This window comes from Aeromonas sp. QDB20, from assembly GCF_027707805.1.
GTDB classification, from domain to species: Bacteria; Pseudomonadota; Gammaproteobacteria; order Enterobacterales; family Aeromonadaceae; genus Aeromonas; species Aeromonas dhakensis.
Window position 1 is genome coordinate 1 of the sequence record NZ_JAPCJC010000003.1, and the last position, 22,891, is coordinate 22,891.

Sequence of the window (22,891 nt, forward strand, 5' to 3'; positions counted from 1 at the left end):
GCGCGGCGACGTGTTGAGCTAACCCATACTAATTACCCGTGAGGCTTAACCATACAACACCCAAGAAGTGTTCGAAGACTTGTAGCAGATACCGAGAACGAAGAATTAAATCAGCTTTTTCAGATTGAAGATTTTTGCCTGGCGGCAATAGCGCAGTGGAACCACCTGACCCCATGCCGAACTCAGAAGTGAAACGCTGTAGCGCCGATGGTAGTGTGGCATTCGCCATGCGAGAGTAGGACACTGCCAGGCACCCAATTGAAGAAGCCCGCTCATCTGAGCGGGCTTTTTTATTGCCTGAAATTCAGCTTGATTCATGTTTGACTGCTGTTCTTCGATGCATGAGCAGTGCCTGTCTCACACCTTATTCCCCACTCGGCTCTCCTCTGCCGAAACCCGGCGTCAGAGCTGCAATTAGGGTTGTATCTGCTTCATAACTCGGTAGAGTAAAGGGCATCTTGGGTTGGCCCGTACTCTCTCATGCTCGTTTCTCTGGTACGGATGCAACTTGGCCTGCTTTTATCAACCTTACGTCAGTGGTATCGATATGGAACAAGTAAACAAGTCCACCTTCAGCGATGTACTGGAATATGTGCGTATGTCCCGTCGTCAGAACAAGCTCAAGCGTGAAATTGCAGACAATGAGAAGAAGATCCGTGACAACCAGAAGCGGGTGCTGCTGCTCGACAACCTGAGCGATTACATCAAGCCTGGCATGAGCATCGATGAGGTTCAGGCCATCATCGCCAACATGCGCGCCGACTATGAAGAGCGCGTTGATGATCACATCATCAAAAACGCCGAGCTCTCCAAGGAGCGTAAAGACCTGAGCTCCAAGCTCAAGGCGATGAGCTCCAGCAAGTAAGCTCGCTCATTATTCTCCCAAAACACCGGCCCATGGCCGGTGTTTTGCTTTCTGCCATCAGCTCGGATCTCTCGCCGCTCTGCAACAATCGGCTCCCCTTTTCATGATCGCCCTGTTACCATCACTACAAAGCGGTCAATAGATTTCAAGCCATTGACTTGAAACGACTAAGCTTGAGTGAAACACAATAAATTGCGCAACCATGGTGGGGCTGATATGGGCGCATCAGAACAGACGGATTTGAACAAAGTGGCATATCAGGATTCATCTGTCCCAAGCGCGGACGGGAAGTACAAGCGCAAGCGTCGTCCCTGGTGGCGCTGGCTGTTCTGCTTTCTCTTTTTGCTGTGCCTGGCCGCCGTGATTGCTCTGGTGGGCTATGAGATGCAGACGTCGCGCCTGCAGTCGCAGGAGATCTCCCGCTATGCCGCCAAGCTGACCTATCAGGTCGAGCCCGGTCTCAGCAAGCAGATTGCCTTCCCCGAGGATGGCCCCTTCGACAAGCGGCTGGGTTATGTGCTGCTGCCCATGATGCAGGAGCGTCTGCTGCAGCGTGGCTATCAGGTCAGCGAGCAGGTGCATTTCTCCGATGCCTTGTATGACTACGCCAGCCGCGGCTTCTTCGTCCCCTATACCGAGAAGGTTCAGGCCGGTCTGACCCTGCATGATTGCCGGGCGGAACCCTTCTATCAGTTCAAGTATCCGACCCACTATTATCCGGACTTTGCCTCCATCCCGCCGCTGGTGATCCAGTCGCTGCTGTTCATCGAGAACCGCGATCTGCTCAGCAATGAGCATCCGCTGGCCAACCCGGCCGTGGACTGGCCCCGTTTTGCCAAGGCGGCCATGTCCCAGGTGGGCAAGGCGCTGGATATGCAGGATCAGTCGGCCGGCGGCAGTACCCTGGCGACCCAGGTCGAGAAGTACCGCCACTCGCCGGATGGCCTGACGCTCTCCCCCACCGAGAAGATCCGCCAAATGGCGTCCGCCAGCGTGCGGGCTTACCGGCTTGGGCCGGAGACCCTGGAGGCACGCAAGCTGGTTGCCTGGGCCTACCTCAACTCGGTGCCACTCTCGGCGGCCCCCGGTTATGGCGAGGTGCACGGTCTGGGTGATGGCCTCTGGGTCTGGTTCGGTGCCAATGTTGACGAGGTGAACCGGCTGCTGGATCCCGCTCGCAACCAGGATGCCTCGCTGGCGGAGCAGGGGCTGGCGCTGCGTCAGGTAGTCTCGTTGATGATTGCCCATCGCCGCCCCTCCTATTACCTGGCTCAGGGACGAGAGGCTCTGGCCACTCTGACCGACAGCTATCTGCGCCTGTTCGTGCAGGAAGGGATGATCACGCCGCCGCTGATGGAGGCTGCGCTGAAGGCCAAGATCACCTTCCGTGATTTCCTGCAGTCCCCCGCGGTGACCAAGGTCAACAACAACAAGGGGTTGCAGGTTGCCCGTACCCGTCTCAGCCGTCAGCTCGGGGTGCAGCTCTACGATCTGGATCGGCTCGATCTGACGGCTGACACTAGCCTCAACATGCCGCTGCAAAACGAGGTTTCCCATTACCTGCAACAGTTGGCTGATCCGACGTTTGCCGCTCAGGTCGGCCTGTTTGGTGAGCGCCTGCTCTCGCCGGAGAAGACGGGGGATGTGAAGTACAGCTTCACCCTGTTCGAGAAATCGCCGCAGGGCTTCAAGGTGCGGGTGCAGACCGACAACACGGATCAGCCGTTCGACATCAACGAGGGCAGCAAGCTGGAGTTGGGCTCTACCGCCAAGCTGCGGGTGCTGACCACCTATCTGGAGATCGTCTCCGAGCTGCACGACAGTTATGCCGGCATGTCGGCCGAGAGCCTGCGCAAGATTGAGGTGTCGGATCAGGACAACATCAGCCGCTGGGCCGTATCTTACCTGATGACTGCCAAGGACAAGAGCCTGCCCCCGATGCTGGAGGCTGCGCTGGATCGCAAGTATTCCGCCAGCCCGAACGAAGGGTTCTTCACCGGTGGCGGCATGCACACCTTCAACAACTTCCGGCGCGAAGACAACGGCCGCATTCCGGCCATTCGCGACGCGCTGCGCGAGTCCATCAACCTGCCGTTCGTACGCTTGATGCGCGATATCGTTCGCTACAGCCTCTACCGGGAGGGCAACCGCGCCCAGCTGCTCAAGGATGACAAGGATCCGCGCCGCACCGAATATCTGGCCAAGTTTGCGGACAAGGAGGGGCAGACCTATCTGCTGCGCTTCTGGCGCAAATACCGTGGCAAGACTCCGGAGGAGCAACTCGACACTTTCCTGGATGGCCTCAAACCCAGCGCCGTGCGCCTTGCCGCCGTGCACCGCTACCTGATGCCGGATGCCTCGCAGGAGACCTTCGCGGCCTTCCTGGCCAAACGTCTGCCGCGGGAGAAGCTGAGTGAGCGGCGCATCGAGCAGCTCTACACCAGCTATGGTCCCGGCAAGTATTCGCTGCCGGATCAGGGCTATATTGCCCGGGTACACCCGCTGGAGCTGTGGCTGCTCTCCTATCTCAAGGAGTTTGACAAGGCCACCTTCGCCGATGCCGTCGAGGCGAGCCGGGACGAACGGCAGGAGGTCTACAGCTGGCTGTTCAAGACCCGGCACCGCAGCGCCCGCGACAGCCGGATCCGCACCATGCTGGAGGTCGAGGCCTTCCTCGATATCCATCAGCGCTGGGCCAGACTGGGCTATCCGTTCGATCACCTGGTGCCGTCGCTGGCGACCGCGCTGGGCAGTTCGGGCGATCGCCCTGCCGCGTTGGCCGAGCTGATGGGGATCATCCAGAATGGCGGCATCCGCGCGCCGACCCTGCGCATCGAGCACCTCTCGTTTGCCAAGGGTACGCCATTCGAGACCGAATTCACGCCAGCGCAGACCGAGGGAACCCGGGTATTGCCGGTCGAAGTGGCCACCGCCCTGCGCAACGCGTTGTCGAAGGTGGTGGAAGGGGGAACCGCCAGGCGCATCGCCGGTGCCTTCGCCCTGCCGGACGGCACAGTGCTGCAGATGGGGGGCAAGACGGGGACCGGTGACAACCGGATCGAGACGGTGGGCCGCTACGGCAACGTGACCAGTTCGCTGGCCCGCAACCGGACCGCCACCTTCGTCTTCTACATCGGGGATGATCACTTCGGCACCCTGACGGCCTATGTGCCCGGCAGCCAGTCTGACAAGTTCCGCTTCACCTCGGCCCTGCCGGTACAGGTGCTCAAGGGGATGGCGCCGCTGCTGATGCCCTATCTGCAACCGGAAACCCACACCCAGTGCGTAGCGGGTAACTGACCCTTCACGCCATGAAAAACGGGGCCGTATAGGCCCCGTTTCATTTTGTGTTGACCGCCGCCTGTCGGCGAACGTGAGTCATCACTTACAGCAGATCTTCGATCTCGCCGCGCAGATACTGGTACATCTCGCGATAGGCCACCGGCGGCTTGTTCAGCTCCCGCTCCTTGTTGGCGGTGCGGATCAGCTGGCGCAGCTTCTGGCGGTCCAGCTCGTGGAACTGGGACATCAGCTCGTTGAGGGCGCTGTCGCCTTCGTTGATCAGCCGCTCGCGCCACTGTTCCAGCCGGTGCAGGCGGGCGTTGACGGTGGAGTGGCGATTCTTGATGATGGAGAGCGCCTCGACGATGGGCTCCACATCGCGGCTGCGCATCAACCGGCCGATGAACTGCAGGTGGCGGCGGAAAGACTCGTCCTTCTTCGGCTTGAGCTTGCGGCCCAGTTCGACCGCTTCGGCCAGCTCTTCATCCAGCGGGATCTTCTCCAGTTCGCTGTGGCTGAGGGAGACGATCTCTTCCCCCATCTTCTGCAGCGCCTCGGCATCACGCTTGAGCTGGCTCTTGCTGGGGCCCCAGTCTTCCCACTCGTTGTCGTCTTGATATTGACTCATCGGTCTCTTGATTCCTGTCATTCACGTTTGGCGGATATGTTACCAGCTTCTCCCGCTGGGCGCAGGGGTCTGATATGCTTAGCCCCTTTCCTTCCTTCATACAGATGTGAGTTATGGATCAGCAAGACCAAATCCGCCAGGATCAAGCCCATCTCGAGGCCGTGGTTGCCGAGGCCCTGGATATCGCCAAGGGACTGGGCGCCTCGCTGGCCGAAGTCTCCATCAGCAAACAGACCGGGTTGTCGGTCAACACCCGCGGTTGTGAACTGGAAAGCATCGAATTCAACAAGGATGGCGCGCTCGGCATCGCCGTCTATCGCGATGGCTGCAAGGGATCCTCGTCCACCACGGATCTGAGCCCGTCAGCCATTCGCGCCGCCGTGGAAGCGGCCATGGAGATTGCTCGCCATACCTCCCCTGATGAGTGCGCCGGTCTGGCAGATGCAGATCTGCTGGCCTGGAACGCCCCGGATCTGCAGCTGTGCCACCCGGTCGCGCTGGATCCCCAATATGGCATCGAGCTGGCCACCGAGTGCGAGCGGTTGGCGCTGGGGCGCGATGCCCGTATCAAACACTCCGACGGCGCTGGTTTCTCCAGTCACCTCGGCATCAAGGTCTATGGCAACAGTCATGGCTTCGTCAAAGGCTATGCCGCCTCGCGCAATTCCCTGAGCTGCGTGTTGATCGGCGAGCAGGACGGCGACATGCAGCGTGATTACGGTTACTCCTCCAGCCGTACCCTGGCGGGCCTCTGGAGCCCGCAGCGCATTGCAGATGAGGCGGTGGAGCGCACCGTCTCCCGCCTCGGTGCCCGCAAGATCGCCACCCGCCATGCACCCGTGCTGTTCCATCCCGATACGGCGGCCGGTCTGTGGGGTCATCTGGTGATGGCCATCAGCGGTGGCAATCTCTATCGCAAGTCGAGCTTTCTGCTGGACAAGCTGGGCAAGCAGATCCTGCCCGAGTGGCTCACCATCCAGGAATTCCCCCACCTGCTGGGAGGGCTCGCCAGCACCCCGTTTGATGGGGAAGGGGTGCTTACCCGCGACATGGACATAGTGCGCAATGGCGAGCTGATGAGCTGGCTGCTCACCTCCTACTCCGCCCGCAAGCTGGGGCTGACCAGCACAGGCCACGCCGGCGGCATCCACAACTGGCAGGTCTCCAGCACCGGTCAGGATTTCAATGGCATGCTCAAGGAGATGGGCACCGGCCTGCTGGTGACCGAGTTGATGGGGCAGGGGGTAAACATCGTCAATGGTGACTACTCCCGCGGCGCCGCCGGTTTCTGGGTCGAGAATGGCGAGATAGCCTATCCGGTCGAGGAGATCACCATCGCCGGCAACCTGGCAGAGATGTTCAGCCACATAGTGGCGGTGGGTAGCGACGAGGATGAGCGCTCCAGCCTCAAGACAGGCTCGGTGCTGGTCGAGAACATGAAGCTGGCGGGACACTGACCCCACCATCCCGCCGATCCGCGCTCATGAAAAAGGCCCCTCGCTATGCGAGGGGCCTTTTTGTATCGGCTTTGCTCAGGGGCAGCAATCAGCCCTTGATGCGCTCGATGCGGCCGCCGAGGCCTTGCAGCTTCTGCTCGATGTCTTCGTAGCCACGGTCGATGTGGTAGATGCGATCGACTATGGTAGAGCCTTCGGCCACGAAGCCGGCCAGCACCAGACTGGCGGAGGCGCGCAGGTCGGTTGCCATCACCTGGGCACCCTTGAGTTGCTCGGTGTCGCGGCAGATGGCCACGTTGCCCTGCAGTTCGATGTCGGCGCCCATCCGTACCAGCTCGGGCACGTGCATGAAGCGGTTCTCGAAGATGGTCTCGGTGACCATGCCGGTGCCCTTGGCCACCGCGTTCAGCACGGTGAACTGGGCCTGCATGTCGGTCGGGAAGGCCGGGTAGGGAGCAGTCTTGATGGTGACCGGCTTGAGGGTACGACCGGTCATGTCGAGGGTAATCCAGTCTTCACCCTTCTCAATCAGGGCACCGGCCTCTTCCAGCTTGACCAGAACCGCTTCCAGCAGGGACGGGTCGGTGTTGCGGCAGGTGATCTTGCCGCCGGTGACCGCGGCGCCCACCAGGAAGGTACCGGTTTCGATACGATCCGGTTGCACGCTGTAGTTGCCGCCGTGCAGACGCTCGACACCGTCGATGATCAGGGTGTCGGTGCCCGCGCCCTGGATCTTGGCGCCCAGCGCGTTGAGGAAGTGGGCCAGATCGACCACTTCCGGCTCGCGCGCAGCGTTTTCGATCACTGTGCGGCCGTCAGCCAGGGTGGCGGCCATCATCAGGTTTTCGGTACCGGTGACGGAGACCATGTCCATCAGGATGTGGGCACCCTTCAGGCGACCGTCGACGCGGGCCTTGATGTAACCCTCCTCGATGACGATCTTGGCGCCCATCAGCTCCAGACCGTGCACGTGCAGGTTGACCGGACGGGCACCGATGGCGCAGCCGCCGGGCAGGGAGACGTCAGCCGCGCCAAAACGGGCGGCCAGCGGGCCCAGCGCCAGGATGGAGGCGCGCATGGTTTTCACCAGCTCGTAGGGGGCGACGTGGTTGTTCACGGCGCCGGTCAGCACGGTCACGTTGCCGTTCACCTTGGTGGTGGCGCCCAGCATCTCCAGCAGCTTGATGGTGGTCCCTACGTCTTTCAGACGCGGCACGTTGGAGAGGTGGATCTCCTCGTCACACAGCAGGGTGGCGAACAGGATCGGCAGAGCGGCGTTCTTGGCGCCAGAGATGGTCACTTCGCCGTTGAGAGTACAACGACCATCGATCTTGAATTTGTCCATTTACGTTTGATACCAAATCAGGAGGGCAGTAGAAATTTACGTTCGCGTTTCCACTCGGCATCGGTAAAGGCCTTGATGGAGAGTGCGTGAATGGCGTTGCTGGCGATCTTGTCCATCAGCGGGGCATAGATGGCCTGCTGCTTCTTGACCCGGCTCATGCCGTCAAACATGTCACCGACGGCGATCACTTGGTAGTGACTGCCATCCCCTTTGACATGGACTTCGGACAATGGCAGAGCCTCGAGGAGTATCGCTTCAATTTCAGAGACTTGCATTATGCGTCCTCAGTTGTGAGCGGGGTTGATTGAAACAATCCGGCCACTCCGTAGAGGTTGGCCAGGGTATAGAAATCAGCGGAGGCGCCCACCAGTTGCGGTGTGGCGCCTCGTGCCAGAGCGGCTTTGGCCCATTTGACCAGCAGGGCCAGCCCGGCGGAATCCAGCGTGGTCACATCGCCGAGCTCGAGCAGATCTTCCTGCCACCAGTCGGCCCGCCGTTGCCACAGCTCAATCACCTGAGCCGCTTGCAGCTCGCCGCTCAGTCTCATGACTTGAGCACCAACGGCTTGGCATTGTGGGCGCGCAGCTGGGCGATCACCGCATCGATGCCGTTCTGGCGAATGAGGCCACCCAGCTCATTCTGTTTGGCAGAGAGCAGGCTGATCCCCTCGGCGACCATGTCGAAGGCTTTCCATTCTCCGGTCTTGTTGTTCTTGCGCAGCTTGAACTCGAGGAAGATGTCCGGCTTGCCGGCCTCTTTCACGCTGACGTTGACGGCGGTGATGTTGCTGTCACCGGCGGCCTTGCCCGGCTCGACCTTGACGGTCTGCTTGTCGAAATGGGCCAGGGCGTCGGCGTAGGAGCTCACCATGTACTCGGTGAACACCTCAACGAAGGCGTCACGCTGGGCCGGGGTGGTCTGCTTGATCTGGTTGCCGAGCACCTTGTAGGCGGCGAAGCGGTTGTCCACGTAGGGCAGCAGCTCTTCGCGGATGATCACCCGCAGGTGATCCGGGTTGCTCTTCACCTGAGCCTGATCGGATTTCAGGCGAGCGAAGGTCTGCTTGGCAGCCTGATCCACCAGGGCGTAGGGGTCGGTGGCGTCGGTGGCTTGCGCGGTCAGGGAAAACAGCATGCTGGTCATCAGGCCCAGCAACAGGGCGATCTTCTTGAACATGGTTACTCCTTACTTGCTGTCTGACTTGGTGTCGGAAGACTGGCTGTAGAGGAATTTGCCAATCAGGTCTTCCAGCACAATGGCGGATTTGGTGTCTTCAATCATGTCGCCATCCTTGAGCATGCTGGTGCCCATCTCCTCATCGGTAAAACCGGGTACCAGGCCGATGTACTGCTCACCCAGCAGGCCTGAGGTCAGGATGGAGAGGGTGCTGGTCTCGGAGAACTCGCCGGCGCTCTTCTGCATCTGCAGGGAGACGACCGGAACCTGGCTCTTGGCGTCCAGGCTGATGTCGCTGACCCGACCGACCACCACGCCGCCCACCTTGACCGGAGAGCGTACTTTCAGGCCGCCGATATTATCGAAATGGGCGCGCAGGGTATAGGTTTCTCCTTCCGGTTTGAAACTCAAACCGGCCACTTGCAGTGCCAATGCCAGAATGGCACCGATGCCGGCCAGCATGAAGGTGCCAACCAGGAATTCTACTTTGCTGAACTTCATCTTTACCTTATCCAAACATGACTGCGGTGAGTATAAAATCCAGGCCGAGCACGGCCAGGGAGGAGTGGACCACGGTACGGGTCGTGGCCTGACTGATCCCGGCCGAGGTCGGCTTGGCATCATAACCGTTAAAGAGCGCAATCCAGGTGACCACCAGGGCGAAGATCAGGCTCTTGATGGCGCCCTGCATGATGTCATCCTGCCAGTCGACGGAGGCCTGCATGGCGGACCAGAAGCCCCCCTCATCGACCCCCAGCCAGTCCACCCCGACCAGCTTGCCGCCAAAGATGCCGATCAGGCTGAACATGAAGGCCAGCAGCGGCATGCTGATGACCCCGGCCCAGAAGCGCGGTGCCACCACCCGACGCAGCGGATCCACCGCCATCATCTCGAGGCTCGAAAGCTGCTCGGTGGCCTTCATCAGACCGATCTCGGCGGTGAGGGCGGAGCCCGCACGACCGGCAAACAGCAGGGCGGTCACCACCGGGCCCAGCTCCCGCAGCAGGGAGAGGGAGACCAGCGGGCCCAGGCTCTGCTCGGCGCCAAAGTCCTTCAGGACGTTGTAGCCCTGCAGCGAGAGCACCATGCCAATGAACAGGCCCGACACCAGAATGATGGCGACTGACTGCACCCCGACCACATAGAGCTGCTGTACCAACAGCGGAAAGTGCTTGCGCGGCGCGGGTTTGCCCGCCAACGCGTGAAACAACATGATGGTGGCGCGGCCGATGGCGCTGATGAACCGCACCCCGCTTCGCCCCAGTTTGCTTACCTGGCTTGTCAACATCAGAGATCCTGTAGCAGCTCGCCTGCCGGAAAATGAAACGGAACAGGACCGTCGGGCAGTCCCTTCAGGAACTGCTCGACCTCGGGATTGTGCTCCTCGCGCAGCTGGGCCGGCGTGCCGTGCGCCACAACCTTGCGGTTGGCGATGATATAGGCGTAGTCGGCGATGCTCAGCACCTCCTTCACGTCGTGGGTGACGATGACGGAGGTGATACCGAGGGCATCGTTCATATCCTTGATGAGCTTCACCAGCACCGCCATGGTGATGGGATCCTGGCCGACGAACGGCTCGTCATACATGATGAGGTCCGGATCCAGCGCGATGGAGCGGGCCAGCGCTGCGCGTCTGGCCATACCGCCGGAGAGCTCGGAGGGCATCAGCTTTGCCGCGCCGCGCAGGCCCACCGCCTGCAGCTTCATCATGACGATGGTGTGGATCAGCTCTTCTGGCAGGCCGGAGTGCTCGCGCAGCGGGAAGGCCACGTTGTCGTACACCGTCATGCCTGTAAACAGGGCGCCGCTCTGGAACAGCATGCTCATCCGCTTGCGCACTTCGTACAGGCGCGAGCGGGAGAGGGTGGGGATATCTTCCCCGTCAAACAGGATATGACCGGACTCGGGCTTGAGCTGGCCGCCGATCAACCGCAGCAAGGTGGTCTTGCCGATGCCGCTGGGGCCCATGACCGCAGTGACCTTGCCACGGGGAATGGTCAGGTTTATCCCGTCGTATAACAGCCGATCTCCGTGACTGAAGGTCAGGTCGGAGATGGTGATCAGGTCATCGTTCAAACAATTGTCCATCCGGTGTAAATGAAGAGCGAATTTTATGGGCTAGTCTAGGTCTAAGCAACAGCAAGGAACAACTATTGAACAGTCTGCCCATCCAGACGCGCGACAGTTTTTTGTAACCAATTGTCTCTCTTTTACGCCCAAGAAGTATCCGATTCGCTTATCTCGACAGACTTTTTTATAATCCCGCAGCAAATTTCAGCCCGGAGCTGTGCCTTTATGTCTGTAAAGTCTGAAAAAGTGTCTGAACTGTTCGATTTTCGTCGCAGCGCCCGTACCGTGCTGGACATCGAGAAACAAGCGATTGATGGACTCTACCAGTACCTGAACGATGCCTTCGATCAGGCGTGCGAGATGATACTGCGTTGCAGTGGCAAGATAGTGGTCACCGGCATGGGCAAGTCAGGTCATGTCGGAAGCAAGATAGCTGCGACCCTGGCCAGCACCGGCACGCCCGCCTTCTTCCTCCATCCGGGTGAAGCCAGCCACGGCGATCTGGGGATGATCTCCGGCGGTGATCTCATTATCGCCATCTCCAACTCCGGTGAGAGCGACGAGATCCTGGCCCTGCTGCCAGTACTCAAGCGCCGCGGCATTCCGCTCATCTGCATGACCGGCAACCCGGCCTCCACCATGGCAAAAGAAGCCAACGTGCACCTGTGCATCAAGGTGGAGAAGGAAGCCTGCCCGCTGGGGCTGGCGCCGACCTCCAGTACCACAGCGACCCTGGTGATGGGCGATGCGCTGGCGGTGGCCCTGCTGGAAGCCCGCGGTTTTACCGCCGACGATTTTGCACTCTCTCACCCGGGCGGGTCGCTCGGCAAGCGCTTGCTGCTGCGAGTCGGCGATCTGATGCACAGCGGCGAGCTGTTGCCCCAGGTGGGGATAGATGCCACCATCAGCCAGGCACTGCTGGAAGTGAGCCGCAAGGGACTCGGCATGACGGCGGTGGTTGATGGCAACGGCGTGCTGGCCGGCCTGTTCACCGATGGCGACCTGCGCCGCATTCTGGATCTGCAGGTGGATATCCATCACACCCCGATCAGCCGCGTCATGACGGTGAACTGTGTTACCGTGGGACCAGAGATGATGGCGGCCGAGGCCGTCAAGCTGATGGAAACCAGAAAGATCAACGGATTACTGGTCGTGGATGGCGACAAGCGCCCGCTGGGGGCCTTCAACATGCACGACCTGCTGAAAGCCGGAGTAATTTGATGCAAAACGTACCGACCCTCTATGGTCCGGTGACGCGCAGCCAGTTTGATCAGGCGGCGCAGATCCGCCTGCTGGTGTGCGATGTGGACGGGGTGCTCTCCAACGGCCTCATCTACATGGGAAATGACGGCGAAGAGCTGAAAACCTTCTGCACTCGCGACGGCGCCGGTATGCGGGCGCTGCTCAATGCCGGCATCGAGATTGCCATCATCACCGGGCGCAACTCCCGCATCGTCAGCGATCGGATGAAGAGCCTGGGGGTGCAGCACCTGGTGCAGGGGGCGGATCAGAAGCTGCCCCACTTCGAGGCGCTGCTGGCCAAGCTGGGGCTGGATGCATCGCAAGCAGCCTATATGGGAGATGACACCATCGATCTGCCGGTGATGCAGGCCTGCGGCCTCGGCATTGCCGTGGCCGACGCCCATCCGCTGGTGCTGGCGCGCGCCGACATGGTGACCCGGCTGGCCGGTGGGGTGGGGGCGGTGCGCGAGGTGTGCGATCTCATCCTGCAGGCTCAGGGGCTGGGTGATTATCAGCCTGAGGCCTCGGTATGAGCAGACAGACCCTGTTGTTTGCCCTGCTGTTTCTAGTGGCGCTGGCGGCCTGGCAGCTCGGCGATATCGAGCTGGCGCCGGAGCCGACTACCAAGGTGGAAAATTATCAGCCGGACTTCACCGCCAAGAATCTGGTGACGACCCGCTTCAATGCCGAGGGGATGCGCACCGAGCGACTGGAGTCCCGCTATGCGGAGTATTACCAGATCCTGGAACAGGCCACCTTCGACAAGCCGGTGGTCTACATGTTCGACAAGCAGGGCGAAGCCGAGTGGAAGGTCAACGCCGAGACCGGGGTGCTCAACACCGATGACAACGTGATCCTGCGGGACAAGGTGCATCTGGACGGTCTGCTGCCGACCTCCTTCATCTCCACGCTGGATACCCCCTATCTGGAGCTGGATCTGGTGACCCAGAACGTGAGAAGCAATCAGCAGGTCAGCATAGTGGGTAAGGACTTCCAGACCGAGGGCGTTGGCCTGAAGGGTCATCTGGAACGCAAATATTTCGAATTACTGGATCAGGGCCATGCCATCTATTTCAATGAAAAACGCTAATCTGGCCCTCGCGGCCCTGCTGCTGTGCGGCACCGTGAGCGCCAAAGAGTCCGACTTTGCCGAGAAGGTCTATGTGGACGCGGTCAAGCAGGTGGCCGAGCTGCAGGACAACCGCATCACCTTCGAACAGGATGTGACCATCACTCAAGGTTCCATCAAGATCAAGGCCGACAAGGTGGTGGTGATCCGCTCCGGCGAGAAGGGGGCCGAGGTGATGACGGCCTATGGCAAGCCAGCCACCTTCTTCCAGATCCTGGACAACGGCAAGCCGGTCAATGCCCACGGCAACAGCATCCGCTATGAGCTCAAGAACCGGCTGGTGACCATCACCGGCGATGGCCAGCTCAAGCAGGAAGACAGCCAGGTCAATGGCGATCTCATTCGCTACGACATCGTCAAACAGAAGATGGTTGCCGAGAGCAAGACCCCGAACCAGCGGGTCAAGACGGTGTTCCTGCCGGATCAGGTCGAGAGTTTCGACAAGCCGGCCGATCAGAAGAAGCAGGGAAAATAAACCATGGCAGTGTTGAAAGCAGCCGGCCTGCAAAAGAGCTACAAGCGCCGCATGGTGGTCAGCGACGTGAGCCTGGAAGTGGGCACCGGTCAGATCGTCGGCCTGCTCGGTCCGAACGGCGCCGGCAAGACCACCTCCTTCTACATGATCGTGGGGCTGGTGCAGAGCGATGCCGGTCTCATCACCATCGATGATCAGGACATCAGCCTGCAACCCATGCATATCCGTGCCCGCAACGGTATCGGCTATCTGCCGCAGGAGGCCTCCATCTTCCGGCGCCTGTCGGTGTTCGACAACCTGATGGGGGTCATGCAGACCCGCAAGGGATTGAGCCGTGAGGAGCGGGAGGACAAGGTTCAGCAACTGCTGGAAGAGTTCAACATCACCCATATCCGCGACAGCCTGGGGCAGAGCCTGTCGGGCGGTGAGCGGCGCCGGGTCGAGATCGCCCGTGCGCTGGCGGCGGAGCCGCGTTTTATCCTGCTGGATGAACCTTTTGCCGGGGTAGACCCCATTTCTGTGATAGACATCAAGAAGATCATCCAGCACCTCAAAGATAGAGGCCTGGGCGTCTTGATCACCGACCATAACGTCAGAGAGACTCTGGACGTATGTGAGAAGGCCTATATCGTCAGCCACGGCAAGATGATTGCCGAAGGGGCGCCGGCGGAAATACTCGCCGATGAGCAGGTCAAGCGCGTCTATTTGGGCGATCAATTCAGTCTATAGTAAGGGGGCATCTCTTCATTTCCTGTGACGACTGCCTCGCTGACCATAAGGATATCCCGACGTAGATGAAGCCGACATTACAGTTGCGTCTCGGTCAGTCCCTGACCATGACGCCGCAATTACAACAAGCGATTCGTCTGCTCCAGCTCTCCACTCTGGAACTCCAGCAGGAAATTCAGCAAGCGCTCGACAACAACCCCTTGCTGGAGCAAGAGGAAAACGACGTTCAGGAGACCAGCCCGGTCGACCAGGTGGACGTCAGCCAGCTCGATTCCAGCGATGCCATGGCCCAGGACCAAATGCCGGACGAACTGCCGGTGGATACCACCTGGGAAGAGGTCTATTCGGCCGGCACGGCCCAGAGCGCAGGCCCCATCCATGACGGGGAAGACAGCATCTATCAGGGTGAGACTACCGAGAACCTGCAGGACTACCTGTTGTGGCAGATGCGCTTGACCCCGTTCAGCGACGTGGATGCCGCCATCGCCCTCGCCATCATAGATGCTATCGACGAATCCGGTTATCTGACGGTGTCGCTTGAGGATATTCAGGCGGCGGTGAGCAGCGAGGATGTCGAGGTGGAACTCGATGAAGTGGAGGCCGTGCTCAAGCGGGTGCAGCATTTCGATCCGGTCGGCATCGCCGCCCGCTCGGTGCAGGAGTGCCTGCTGATCCAGCTGGGCCAGTACTCCCCTGACTTGCCCTGGCTCAACGAAGCCAGGGAGGTGATCCTCGAGCACATGGATCTGCTCGGCAACCGCGATTACCGCACCCTGGCCCGCAAGACCAAGCTGAAGGAGAACGACCTCAAGGAGGTGCTGGATCTCATTCAGCAGCTGGAGCCGCGGCCCGGTAATGGCGTCATCCAGATCGAATCCCAGTACGTGATCCCGGATGTTTCCGTGGTCAAGAAGGGCAACAAGTGGGTGGTCGAGCTCAACCCGGACTCGGCCCCGCGCATCCGGGTCAATGAGACCTATGCCGCCATGGCCAGACAGGCCCGCACCAGTCAGGATACCCAGTTCATCCGCTCCCACCTGCAGGAAGCCAAGTGGTTCATCAAGAGTCTGGAGAGCCGCAACGACACCCTGCTCAAGGTGGCCAGCTGCATCGTCGAGCAGCAGCAGGGCTTCTTCGAATACGGTGAAGAGGCCATGAAACCCATGGTGCTCAACGACATCGCCGAAGCGGTGGAGATGCACGAGTCGACCATCTCGCGGGTGACCACCCAGAAGTACATGCACACGCCGCGCGGCATCTTCGAACTGAAGTTTTTTTTCTCCAGCCATGTGAACACCGAGGGAGGAGGAGAGTGCTCATCGACCGCAATTCGCGCGCTCATCAAGAAGCTGGTCACGGCGGAGAATCCCGCCAAGCCGCTAAGTGATAGCAAGATCGCGGATTTGCTGGCCGAACAGGGTATTATGGTGGCGAGACGCACGATCGCAAAGTACCGTGAATCCTTGTTGATCCCGCCATCCAATCAGCGCAAACGCCTGGTTTAGGCAAAACAAAAGGAAGACGTTATGCAAATCAACCTGACCGGACACCATGTCGAGATCACCGAAGCTCTGCGTGATTATGTGAACAACAAATTTGCCAAACTCGAGCGTCACTTTGACCACATCAACAATGTTCATGTGGTGTTGAGCGTAGAAAAACTGAACCAGATCGCCGAAGCCAAGCTGCATGTCAGCGGGGGTGAGGTGTTCGCCAACTCGCAACATGCTGACATGTATGCGGCGATTGATACCCTGCTGGACAAGCTGGATCGGCAGATCATCAAGCACAAAGATAAGTTAAACCAAAAATAACCATGCAACTTGAACACATACTGAGTCGGGACTGCACCAAAAGTGCGGTCCCTTGTACCAGCAAGAAACGCGCCCTGGAGATCATCAGCGAGTTAGCCGCTGAGCGCCTGGGGACCTCTCGTCAGGTGCTCTTCGAGTGCCTGCTGGCGCGAGAAAAGATGGGCAGTACCGGGATCGGTGCCGGTATCGCCATTCCCCACGGCCGGATCGGCGACGAGTTTCCGCCGACCGCGATCCTGATGACCTTTGCAGAGCCTATCCCCTTCGATTCCATCGACAATCAACCGGTTGACCTGCTGTTTGCCCTGCTGGTGCCGGAAAGCGAGTGCAAGCAGCACCTCAAGACCCTTTCCCTGATGGCATCCAAACTGGGTGACAAGGCGGTATGCCGCCAGTTGCGCCAGGCAACCAGCGATGAAGAACTCTATCAGATCATGACATCGGCCTGAGATGCAGGCCCTTGCAATGACGCCAAGCGGTGAGGGAACAAGATGCAATTAATAGTGGTGAGTGGGCGCTCCGGCTCGGGCAAGACAGTTGCCCTGCGTGTGCTGGAGGATCTCGGTTATTACTGCGTGGATAACCTGCCGGTCAACCTGCTGCCCCAGTTGATCGTGTCGGTCGAGAGCCAGTATGACAAGCTGGCGGTCAGCATCGACGTGCGCAACCTGCCGGCGAGTTCAGACAAGCTGGAAACCCTGCTGGCTCAGGTACGCAACGAGGGTCGAGTGGAGTTCACTAGCTTCTTCTTCGATGCGGAAAACTCCACCCTGCTCAAGCGCTACGGCGAGAGCCGCCGGCTGCACCCCTTGTCGCGCAACAAGCTGTCGCTCGACGAGGCGATCCGGGAAGAGACCCACCTGCTGGCGCCGCTCTCCTCGACGGCCGACCTGCGCATCGACACCACCAACCTCAGCATTCACGACCTGAGCGAGCTCATCAAGACCCGGGTGCTCGGTAAGAAGGAGAACGAGCTGGTGCTGGTGTTCGAGTCGTTCGGCTTCAAGTACGGTATCCCCAAGGATGCCGACTTCGTGTTCGACGCCCGCTTCCTGCCCAATCCGCACTGGATCCCGGAGCTCAAGCCTTTCACCGGCAAGGATGAGCCGGTGGCCCGCTACCTCTCCAGCCAGCCCGACGTGATGCAGTTCATCCTGCAGATCGAGAACATGCTGGCGACCTGGCTGCCCCACCTGGAGCGCAACAATCGCAGCTATGTGACGGTCGGCATCGGCTGTACCGGTGGCCAGCACAGATCGGTATTCATTGCCGAGCAGCTGGCCGGCGCCTTCCGCCTGCTGGGCAAGAACGTCCAGATCCGCCACCGCACCCTCGACAAGAGTGCGCCGCAATTTTGATGGACCAATAGGAAGATCAGATGACCGTCTCAGCCTCGGTGGAAGTGAAAAACAAACTGGGCATGCATGCCAGACCGGCCATGATGCTGTTCGAGCTGGTGCAGGGGTTCGATGCCCACGTGTTGCTGCGCAACGAAGAGGGGGTCGAGGCCGACGCGGACAGCGTGATCGGCCTGCTGATGCTGGACTCCGCCCAAGGCAAGCAGGTGGAGGTTCAGGTGGAGGGGCCCGAGGAAGTGGAGGCACTGGCCGCCGTGGTGGCGCTGTTCACCTCGGGCTTCAACGAGGAGTAGCAGACTCCTGGATGCTCAAGGTGCGCAGCGTGCCAGCGTCTTGAAGGCGGCAAAGTCCCGATAAGCCAGCAGATTCCTGCTGGCTTTTTCGTTCATCAACGCCAGGAACAGGTCGTAGAGCCCCATCGCCTCCTCATAGTCGGCCTTGGCGATGGCCAGCACGAAGATGAGGGTCGCGCTCTCGCCGTTGCCCCAGTCAATCCCCTGCGGGGCCAGCACGGTATAGACCAGGGTGCGGCGCGCCAGCAGACCGAGGGAGTGGGGCAGGGCGATGCCGTCTCCCAGCAGGGTGGAGACGATCCGCTCCCGCTCCTGCAAGGAGCCCCGAAAGCCGCTCTCCACCAGATCCTCCGCCTCCAGCTGGCTGCAGATGCGATCAAACAGCGCCCCCTGGCTGAGCGGTTCGCTGACCACCATGAAGTGGTCGGCATCGAAGTACTTGTCGAGCAGGTAGGGGCGGGTGCGATCGATCAGCACCAGCTTGCCGAGCTGCTCCAGCTGGTACTGGGTCGGGAAGGGGGCGACCTGCACCACGGGCACGTTCTTGTCGCTCACTTTGACGGTACTGATGACGAAATCCTGCTCGACTCGCACCAGCCCTTCGTAATCCCGCACCGATTCCAGCGTGGTCAACTGCAGCTGGGGATATTCCCGCTTGATGCGGGCCTCCAGTACCCGGAAGGTGGCGTTGCCCGCATCGCACAACAGCAGCGCCTGGGGACGGCGGGTGTAACCGATGTCGTAGTGACGCTCCAGTCCGACCCCGATATGGATCACCAGATAGCCTATCTCGTGGTGGGTCAGCCGGTAAGGGGTCTGCTTGATCCACTCCGAGATGGCCGCCAGCGTGATGTCGTAGGCGAGGGGGTAATACTGCTTGATGTGGTCTGCCAGCGGATTGTGGCTGCCAATCTGGTATTTGACCCGCAGCAGCATGGCACTGATATGGGTCTGCAGGTCGGCCCGCAGTTGCAGGTCGCCGCGCAGGTCATAGGGGTAGTGCTGGTGGATGTAGGCCAGCAGATGATCCACCAGCTGCTCGCTCTCGGCCGCCATGGCCGGGCTGAGCTGGGGGGCATCGGCGGTGAGGCGGGCCTGGATCTGGATGGCGAGGCAGGCTATCTCCTCTTCCCCCGGCGGGGTCAGGGTCGGCAGCTCGCCATAGATGTCGCGGGCGACCGCCAGCAGCGGCGCCGTGAGATCTTCGCCGGTGAATTGGCGCAGTTCGTGGCCTGCCGCCTGGCGCAGCAGGGCGACGGCGCAGTAGATGGCGAGCTGCTGCAGGCTCTCGTCGGCCAGGCGCAGCTGGTGGTGGCCGAGCTGCTCGTGGATGTGATTGCCCACTACCTCCAGCGTCTTGCTGGGACAGAGGTTGGGCAGCAGGCTCTGCAGCGGGTTGCTGTGCAGCAGCTCCTGATAGAGCAGCTGGGTGAGGCAGGCGCGGATGGCCGTCTCTCCCCCCTGGATCCGCATCCCCTGCCTGGGTTTGCTGTCGATGGCGAGGTCGAAGTGGGCGAGCCGATCCCGCACCTCCGCCATGTCCCCCTGCAGCGCCGCCCGGCTCAGATACCAGGTGTCCGCCAGCTCGTCGAGCTTGATGCCCTGCTCCGCCGTCAACAACAGGATCTGCAGGTGCAGCACCCGCTCGCGGCTGGTGCGAGGCAATCCGCTCTCCTGCTCCTGGGCCGCCAGCAGCGCCTCGAACAGCTCCTGATTGTAGATCTTGAGCTGATAGCCGCTGCCGCGCTGGTGGATCAGGTGGGCGCCCCGGGTGGCGATGATCTCGTTGAGGGTCGCCACGTCGGTGCGCACGGTGCGGGTGGAGACGTTGAGGCGGCGGGCCAGCTCCTCCTGCGGCAGCGGTTCGGCGTGGAGCAGGGTGAGCAGTTGCTGGAGTCTGGGGTGGGACAGCTTGGTCATGAGGGGGATCGGACTCCTGTCGCAGAATAAAAAATCGATGTTAACAAGCGAGTCAATGACAAGCCAGGCACCGGCCAGTGATCGGACCGGTGCCTGAGGGCTGTCAGGCCAGCAGTCGCTTCACCTTGGCCAGCAGGGTGCGTACGTCCTCGGGACGGGTCTGACCGCTTGCGCTGTCGATGATGGAACTGTAGACGTGGGGGATCACCTTCTCGACCCCGGCATCCAGCGCAATTCGCACTATCTCCTCGAAGTTGTCCAGATCGATGCCGCCGGTGGGCTCCAGCCAGAAGCCGTGGCGTGCACAGGCCTCGGCCACCGCCTGATACTCGGCGCGGCAGGCCAGCCCGCCCATGGGAAAGAACTTGACCGAGCTGCCGCCCATGTCCTTGAGCAGGGCGATGGCGGTGTCGATGGGTACTATGCCGTCGGGCTGCTGGCTACTCAGGGGGCCGGTGGAGATCTTCACCATCCCCGGTGTGCCGCTGGGGGAGACAAGGCCATTGACGAGGGTGTCAGACTGGCCGAGCAGCGCCCGGCTGGCGCCGACCCCGGTGAACACCTGGTTGACGTGCTGGGGCTGCAGCTGGCGAGCCAGCTCGGCCACCATGGCGGACTGGCGCGGATCGCCGGCCCCCAGCCCGATGGAGAGAGCGTTGTCGATTAGCTTGGCGTAGGCCTGCATGTCAGCGACGGCGGAGGGCACATCCGGGTAGTTCTTGGAGAGCACACCGACCAGCACGTGCCCCTCGGCGGCCTCATAAATGTCGACGGCATTCTGTCGGGAGCCGGCCAGCACGTTGAGGCAGACCCGATCGAGGTAGTAATTGGGAGTCAAAGACATCAGTTGTTCTCCGGAACGAGGTGGGCAATAGCGGCATGGATCTGGTCGAGCTGGGGCAGGGTGACGCTGCGCACGTCGATCTCGATGTGCCCCTCGTTGGCCTTGTAGCCGCGGCAGTAGATGGCAGGCGTGCCCTGCTGCAGACGGGCGACGACCTGCACTGTGGTCATGCCGATCTGCTGGTGGTCGAAGGCGATATCGGTGCGGGCGATGTCGCGCCCAGCGCTGTCCCACACCACCTTGGCGCTGACGCCGGGCAGCTGGTTGAGCCGCTCGATGAAGGGGGTCATCTTGGCGACCATGGCGGCGCCGCTCTCCTTCTCTTTGACCAGGTAGCGCTCGATGGCGTGGGTGAGGCCGAGGATCCCCTCCTTGCCCACCTTCATGGCACGGCCGATGCCGTTGGCCTGCTGCTTGACCCACTCCACGTACTGACGCTTGCCGAGTACCAGCCCGCTGGTGGGCCCTTCGATGGCCTTGGCGCCGCTGTAGATGACCAGGTCGGCCCCCAGGTTGTAGTAGAGACGCAGATCCTCCTCGGCCGCCGCATCGACGATGAGCGGGAGCCCGTGGGCCTTGGCCACCTCGGCTGCCTCGGCCACCGACAGAATGCTCTTTTGCACGCAGTGGTGAGACTTGATGTAGAGGATGGCTGCGGTATTGGCATTGATGGCGGCGGCCAGCTGGGCGGCAGAACACTCGTTGGCGTAGCCGGCCTCCACCACCTTGCCGCCCCCCAGGTTGACCATGGTGCCGACCGGGGCGCCGAAGTTGACGTTGTGTCCCTTGGGCAGCACGATTTCGCTCGGCACATTGTGGGCATGAGCATGCAACTGCTCGAGGCGGTAGGGGTCGCCGCGCACGATCACGGCGGCCACCGACTGGGCGATGCCGGCGCTGGCGCAGGAGACCACCACCGCATCTTCCACACCCAGCAAGCCGGCCAGGTAGGCGCCGGTCTTGTTGACCAGATCCTTCACCTCGAAGTAGTGGCCAAGGCCGAAGTTGACCGCATCGACCACCTCCTGCTCGGGGGTGGAGACGCCGAGAATGGTCATGCGCCCGGAGGCGTTGATCACCGGTTTGAGCTGATATTTCTCATACACAGAAGGCATGGTGTGATTTCCCATAGTGAGTCAGAACCAGTTCGCCACCGACCAGGGCGGCGAGGGGCAGCAACTTCTGGTCGCCATTGCGGGCGCCGGCTTCGGTATCGGTAAAGAGGGTGGGGCCGTTCATCACCTCGAACAGGGTCAGATCGGCATCGGCGCCCACCTCGAGTCGCCCCTTGCCGGACAGGCGCAGGGCATCGGCGGCATGGTGGGTGACGCAGGCCAGTACCTGCTCCAGGGTCATGCCGATGGTGAGAAACTTCGACATCACGTGGGCCAGGCTGTAGACAGGCCCCTTGATGCGGTTCTTGCAGTAGATGTCGGAGCTGATGGTGCGGGGCAGGATCCCCTGGGCAATGGCCAATTCCGCGACCTCGAAGCTGAAGCTGGCGCCGCCGTGGCCGATGTCGAGCAAGAGACCCCGCTGCATCGCCTCACGCACCGCCTGGCGCAGCTCGCCGGCCGGGGTCAGGATGCGATTGGGCTTGCCGTTGAAGCAGTGGGTCAGCAGATCGCCATCCCCCAGCAGGGCGACGATCTCGTCCAGATCCGGCGGCGTGTTGCCCACGTGTACCATCAGCGGCAGCCGACCGTGGGCCTGTTGCAGTGCCTTGGCCATGCGCAGCGGCTGCAGGCCGTTCTCACCCACCACGCTGCCGCTCATCCGCGCCTTGATGCCGACGATGAAGCCGGGGTGGCGGGCAATGGCCGCCGAGGCGAGATCCATATCGAGGTCCCGGCTGTCGGCCAGCTCGTTCTGGCGCAGCAGGCCGATGCGAGAGACGTTGAGCAGGGCGTGCACCCGGGTCTTGCAGCCGGCGGCGAGACGCTGGAAGTCATCCACGTCGTCGGCCCCGGTGCTGCCGGCGTCGATGACGGTGGTGACGCCGGACTCAACGCCCACCTTGTCCGGTTCATCGTGATAGAGGGGGGAGGCGGGGTAGCAGTGGGTGTGGCCGTCGATCCAGCCGGCGCTCACATGCACCCGGCCGCCGAGATCCAGGGTCTGCTGCGCCATGGCCGTCTCTGGCAGGGAGCCGAGGGCGGCGATTTTGCCCTGCTGGATGGCGATATCGACGAGCTGGCCATCTCCCTGGCGCCCCGCTCTGATGATGATGTCGTACATGCTGATGGCCTCTAGCGTGCCGCCCC

The 22,891-nt window shown here is 61.2% G+C and carries 25 protein-coding genes and 1 rRNA gene; 14 read left to right on the plus strand and 12 right to left on the minus strand.

All coding sequences use genetic code 11. From position 1 onward, the window contains the following. Window positions 1-137 precede the first annotated feature (137 nt). The 3 genes from rrf to PG897_RS03755 all read left to right on the plus strand — a co-directional run bounded on the left by rrf (window position 138) and on the right by PG897_RS03755 (window position 4,165). Window positions 138-252: ribosomal RNA gene (gene rrf, locus PG897_RS03745) — 5S ribosomal RNA — on the plus strand. Between the two features lie 295 nt (window positions 253-547). Further along, window positions 548-865: a PTS system regulator TmaR gene (gene tmaR, locus PG897_RS03750; RefSeq protein ID WP_005306016.1), complete on the plus strand. Its 318-nt coding sequence runs from the start codon at window positions 548-550 to the stop codon at window positions 863-865. Window positions 866-1,081: 216 nt separating this feature from the next. Then, window positions 1,082-4,165 (plus strand): transglycosylase domain-containing protein, encoded by a 3,084-nt coding sequence (locus PG897_RS03755; RefSeq protein ID WP_201879755.1) that lies wholly within the window; start codon window positions 1,082-1,084, stop codon window positions 4,163-4,165. Window positions 4,166-4,250: 85 nt separating this feature from the next. On the opposite strand, the gene yjgA is transcribed toward PG897_RS03755, so the two are convergent. Next, window positions 4,251-4,775, minus strand: a complete 525-nt coding sequence (yjgA, locus tag PG897_RS03760; RefSeq protein WP_010635921.1) for a ribosome biogenesis factor YjgA — start codon at window positions 4,773-4,775, stop codon at window positions 4,251-4,253. Window positions 4,776-4,888: 113 nt separating this feature from the next. Here yjgA and pmbA point away from each other — a divergent pair, with 113 nt between their 5' ends. Then, window positions 4,889-6,232, plus strand: a complete 1,344-nt coding sequence (gene pmbA, locus PG897_RS03765) for a metalloprotease PmbA (protein WP_201880117.1) — start codon at window positions 4,889-4,891, stop codon at window positions 6,230-6,232. 88 nt (window positions 6,233-6,320) lie between these two features. On the opposite strand, the gene murA is transcribed toward pmbA, so the two are convergent. The 7 genes from murA to mlaF are packed head-to-tail and all read right to left on the minus strand — an operon-like array spanning window position 6,321 to window position 10,841. Further along, window positions 6,321-7,577, minus strand: a complete 1,257-nt coding sequence (murA, locus tag PG897_RS03770) for a UDP-N-acetylglucosamine 1-carboxyvinyltransferase (protein WP_201879795.1) — start codon at window positions 7,575-7,577, stop codon at window positions 6,321-6,323. 17 nt (window positions 7,578-7,594) lie between these two features. Further along, complete coding sequence (gene ibaG / locus PG897_RS03775) at window positions 7,595-7,852, minus strand: BolA family iron metabolism protein IbaG (protein WP_005306001.1); 258 nt, start codon at window positions 7,850-7,852, stop codon at window positions 7,595-7,597. After that, entirely contained in the window at window positions 7,852-8,124 is a 273-nt protein-coding gene (locus tag PG897_RS03780; RefSeq protein WP_005305991.1) for an STAS domain-containing protein, read from the minus strand. The genes ibaG and PG897_RS03780 overlap by 1 nt, the downstream gene beginning before the upstream one ends. Further along, on the minus strand, window positions 8,121-8,753 hold the full coding sequence (mlaC, locus tag PG897_RS03785) for a phospholipid-binding protein MlaC (protein ID WP_005305988.1): 633 nt from the start codon (window positions 8,751-8,753) through the stop codon (window positions 8,121-8,123). Before mlaC ends, PG897_RS03780 begins: the two co-directional genes overlap by 4 nt. 9 nt (window positions 8,754-8,762) lie before the next feature. Further along, the gene (gene mlaD / locus PG897_RS03790) at window positions 8,763-9,254 is read right to left on the minus strand and encodes an outer membrane lipid asymmetry maintenance protein MlaD (protein ID WP_005305985.1); all 492 of its coding nucleotides are present in this window, start codon (window positions 9,252-9,254) and stop codon (window positions 8,763-8,765) included. Between the two features lie 7 nt (window positions 9,255-9,261). After that, window positions 9,262-10,041: a lipid asymmetry maintenance ABC transporter permease subunit MlaE gene (gene mlaE, locus PG897_RS03795; protein ID WP_005305981.1), complete on the minus strand. Its 780-nt coding sequence runs from the start codon at window positions 10,039-10,041 to the stop codon at window positions 9,262-9,264. Next, window positions 10,041-10,841, minus strand: a complete 801-nt coding sequence (gene mlaF / locus PG897_RS03800) for a phospholipid ABC transporter ATP-binding protein MlaF (RefSeq protein ID WP_005305979.1) — start codon at window positions 10,839-10,841, stop codon at window positions 10,041-10,043. The genes mlaE and mlaF overlap by 1 nt, the downstream gene beginning before the upstream one ends. A 207-nt stretch (window positions 10,842-11,048) precedes the next feature. Between mlaF and PG897_RS03805 the strand changes: the two genes are divergently transcribed. The 10 genes from PG897_RS03805 (at window position 11,049) to npr (ending at window position 17,863) form a co-directional block, all read left to right on the plus strand. Beyond that, window positions 11,049-12,044: a KpsF/GutQ family sugar-phosphate isomerase gene (locus tag PG897_RS03805; protein WP_005305976.1), complete on the plus strand. Its 996-nt coding sequence runs from the start codon at window positions 11,049-11,051 to the stop codon at window positions 12,042-12,044. Next, on the plus strand, window positions 12,044-12,598 hold the full coding sequence (gene kdsC / locus PG897_RS03810; protein ID WP_017766397.1) for a 3-deoxy-manno-octulosonate-8-phosphatase KdsC: 555 nt from the start codon (window positions 12,044-12,046) through the stop codon (window positions 12,596-12,598). The genes PG897_RS03805 and kdsC overlap by 1 nt, the downstream gene beginning before the upstream one ends. Beyond that, a complete protein-coding gene (lptC, locus tag PG897_RS03815; protein ID WP_054543610.1) occupies window positions 12,595-13,155 on the plus strand; it encodes an LPS export ABC transporter periplasmic protein LptC in 561 nt (186 codons plus the stop codon). Before kdsC ends, lptC begins: the two co-directional genes overlap by 4 nt. Further along, on the plus strand, window positions 13,142-13,669 hold the full coding sequence (gene lptA / locus PG897_RS03820) for a lipopolysaccharide transport periplasmic protein LptA (RefSeq protein WP_010635928.1): 528 nt from the start codon (window positions 13,142-13,144) through the stop codon (window positions 13,667-13,669). The genes lptC and lptA overlap by 14 nt, the downstream gene beginning before the upstream one ends. Window positions 13,670-13,672: 3 nt before the next feature. Then, window positions 13,673-14,398 (plus strand): LPS export ABC transporter ATP-binding protein, encoded by a 726-nt coding sequence (lptB, locus tag PG897_RS03825; protein ID WP_005305964.1) that lies wholly within the window; start codon window positions 13,673-13,675, stop codon window positions 14,396-14,398. A 65-nt stretch (window positions 14,399-14,463) separates the two neighbouring features. Further along, on the plus strand, window positions 14,464-15,903 hold the full coding sequence (locus tag PG897_RS03830; protein WP_201879798.1) for an RNA polymerase factor sigma-54: 1,440 nt from the start codon (window positions 14,464-14,466) through the stop codon (window positions 15,901-15,903). 21 nt (window positions 15,904-15,924) lie between these two features. Then, window positions 15,925-16,212 (plus strand): ribosome hibernation promoting factor, encoded by a 288-nt coding sequence (gene hpf / locus PG897_RS03835; protein WP_005305957.1) that lies wholly within the window; start codon window positions 15,925-15,927, stop codon window positions 16,210-16,212. A gap of 2 nt (window positions 16,213-16,214) precedes the next feature. Further along, a complete protein-coding gene (gene ptsN, locus PG897_RS03840) occupies window positions 16,215-16,661 on the plus strand; it encodes a PTS IIA-like nitrogen regulatory protein PtsN (protein ID WP_005305951.1) in 447 nt (148 codons plus the stop codon). Between the two features lie 42 nt (window positions 16,662-16,703). After that, window positions 16,704-17,570 carry an RNase adapter RapZ gene (gene rapZ, locus PG897_RS03845; protein WP_005305946.1) on the plus strand — a complete coding sequence of 289 codons (867 nt, stop codon included), beginning with the start codon at window positions 16,704-16,706 and terminating at the stop codon, window positions 17,568-17,570. Window positions 17,571-17,590: 20 nt separating this feature from the next. Then, entirely contained in the window at window positions 17,591-17,863 is a 273-nt protein-coding gene (gene npr / locus PG897_RS03850) for a PTS phosphocarrier protein NPr (protein WP_005305943.1), read from the plus strand. A gap of 15 nt (window positions 17,864-17,878) precedes the next feature. On the opposite strand, the gene PG897_RS03855 is transcribed toward npr, so the two are convergent. The 4 genes from PG897_RS03855 to PG897_RS03870 all read right to left on the minus strand — a co-directional run bounded on the left by PG897_RS03855 (window position 17,879) and on the right by PG897_RS03870 (window position 22,865). Continuing rightward, on the minus strand, window positions 17,879-19,783 hold the full coding sequence (locus PG897_RS03855) for a BglG family transcription antiterminator (RefSeq protein WP_201879801.1): 1,905 nt from the start codon (window positions 19,781-19,783) through the stop codon (window positions 17,879-17,881). A 103-nt stretch (window positions 19,784-19,886) separates the two neighbouring features. Further along, window positions 19,887-20,627 (minus strand): 2-dehydro-3-deoxy-phosphogluconate aldolase, encoded by a 741-nt coding sequence (gene dagF, locus PG897_RS03860; protein WP_201879804.1) that lies wholly within the window; start codon window positions 20,625-20,627, stop codon window positions 19,887-19,889. Beyond that, window positions 20,627-21,742 carry a DgaE family pyridoxal phosphate-dependent ammonia lyase gene (locus PG897_RS03865; RefSeq protein ID WP_201879806.1) on the minus strand — a complete coding sequence of 372 codons (1,116 nt, stop codon included), beginning with the start codon at window positions 21,740-21,742 and terminating at the stop codon, window positions 20,627-20,629. The genes dagF and PG897_RS03865 overlap by 1 nt, the downstream gene beginning before the upstream one ends. Continuing rightward, window positions 21,726-22,865: an amidohydrolase/deacetylase family metallohydrolase gene (locus PG897_RS03870; RefSeq protein WP_201879809.1), complete on the minus strand. Its 1,140-nt coding sequence runs from the start codon at window positions 22,863-22,865 to the stop codon at window positions 21,726-21,728. Before PG897_RS03870 ends, PG897_RS03865 begins: the two co-directional genes overlap by 17 nt. Window positions 22,866-22,891: the final 26 nt, after the last annotated feature.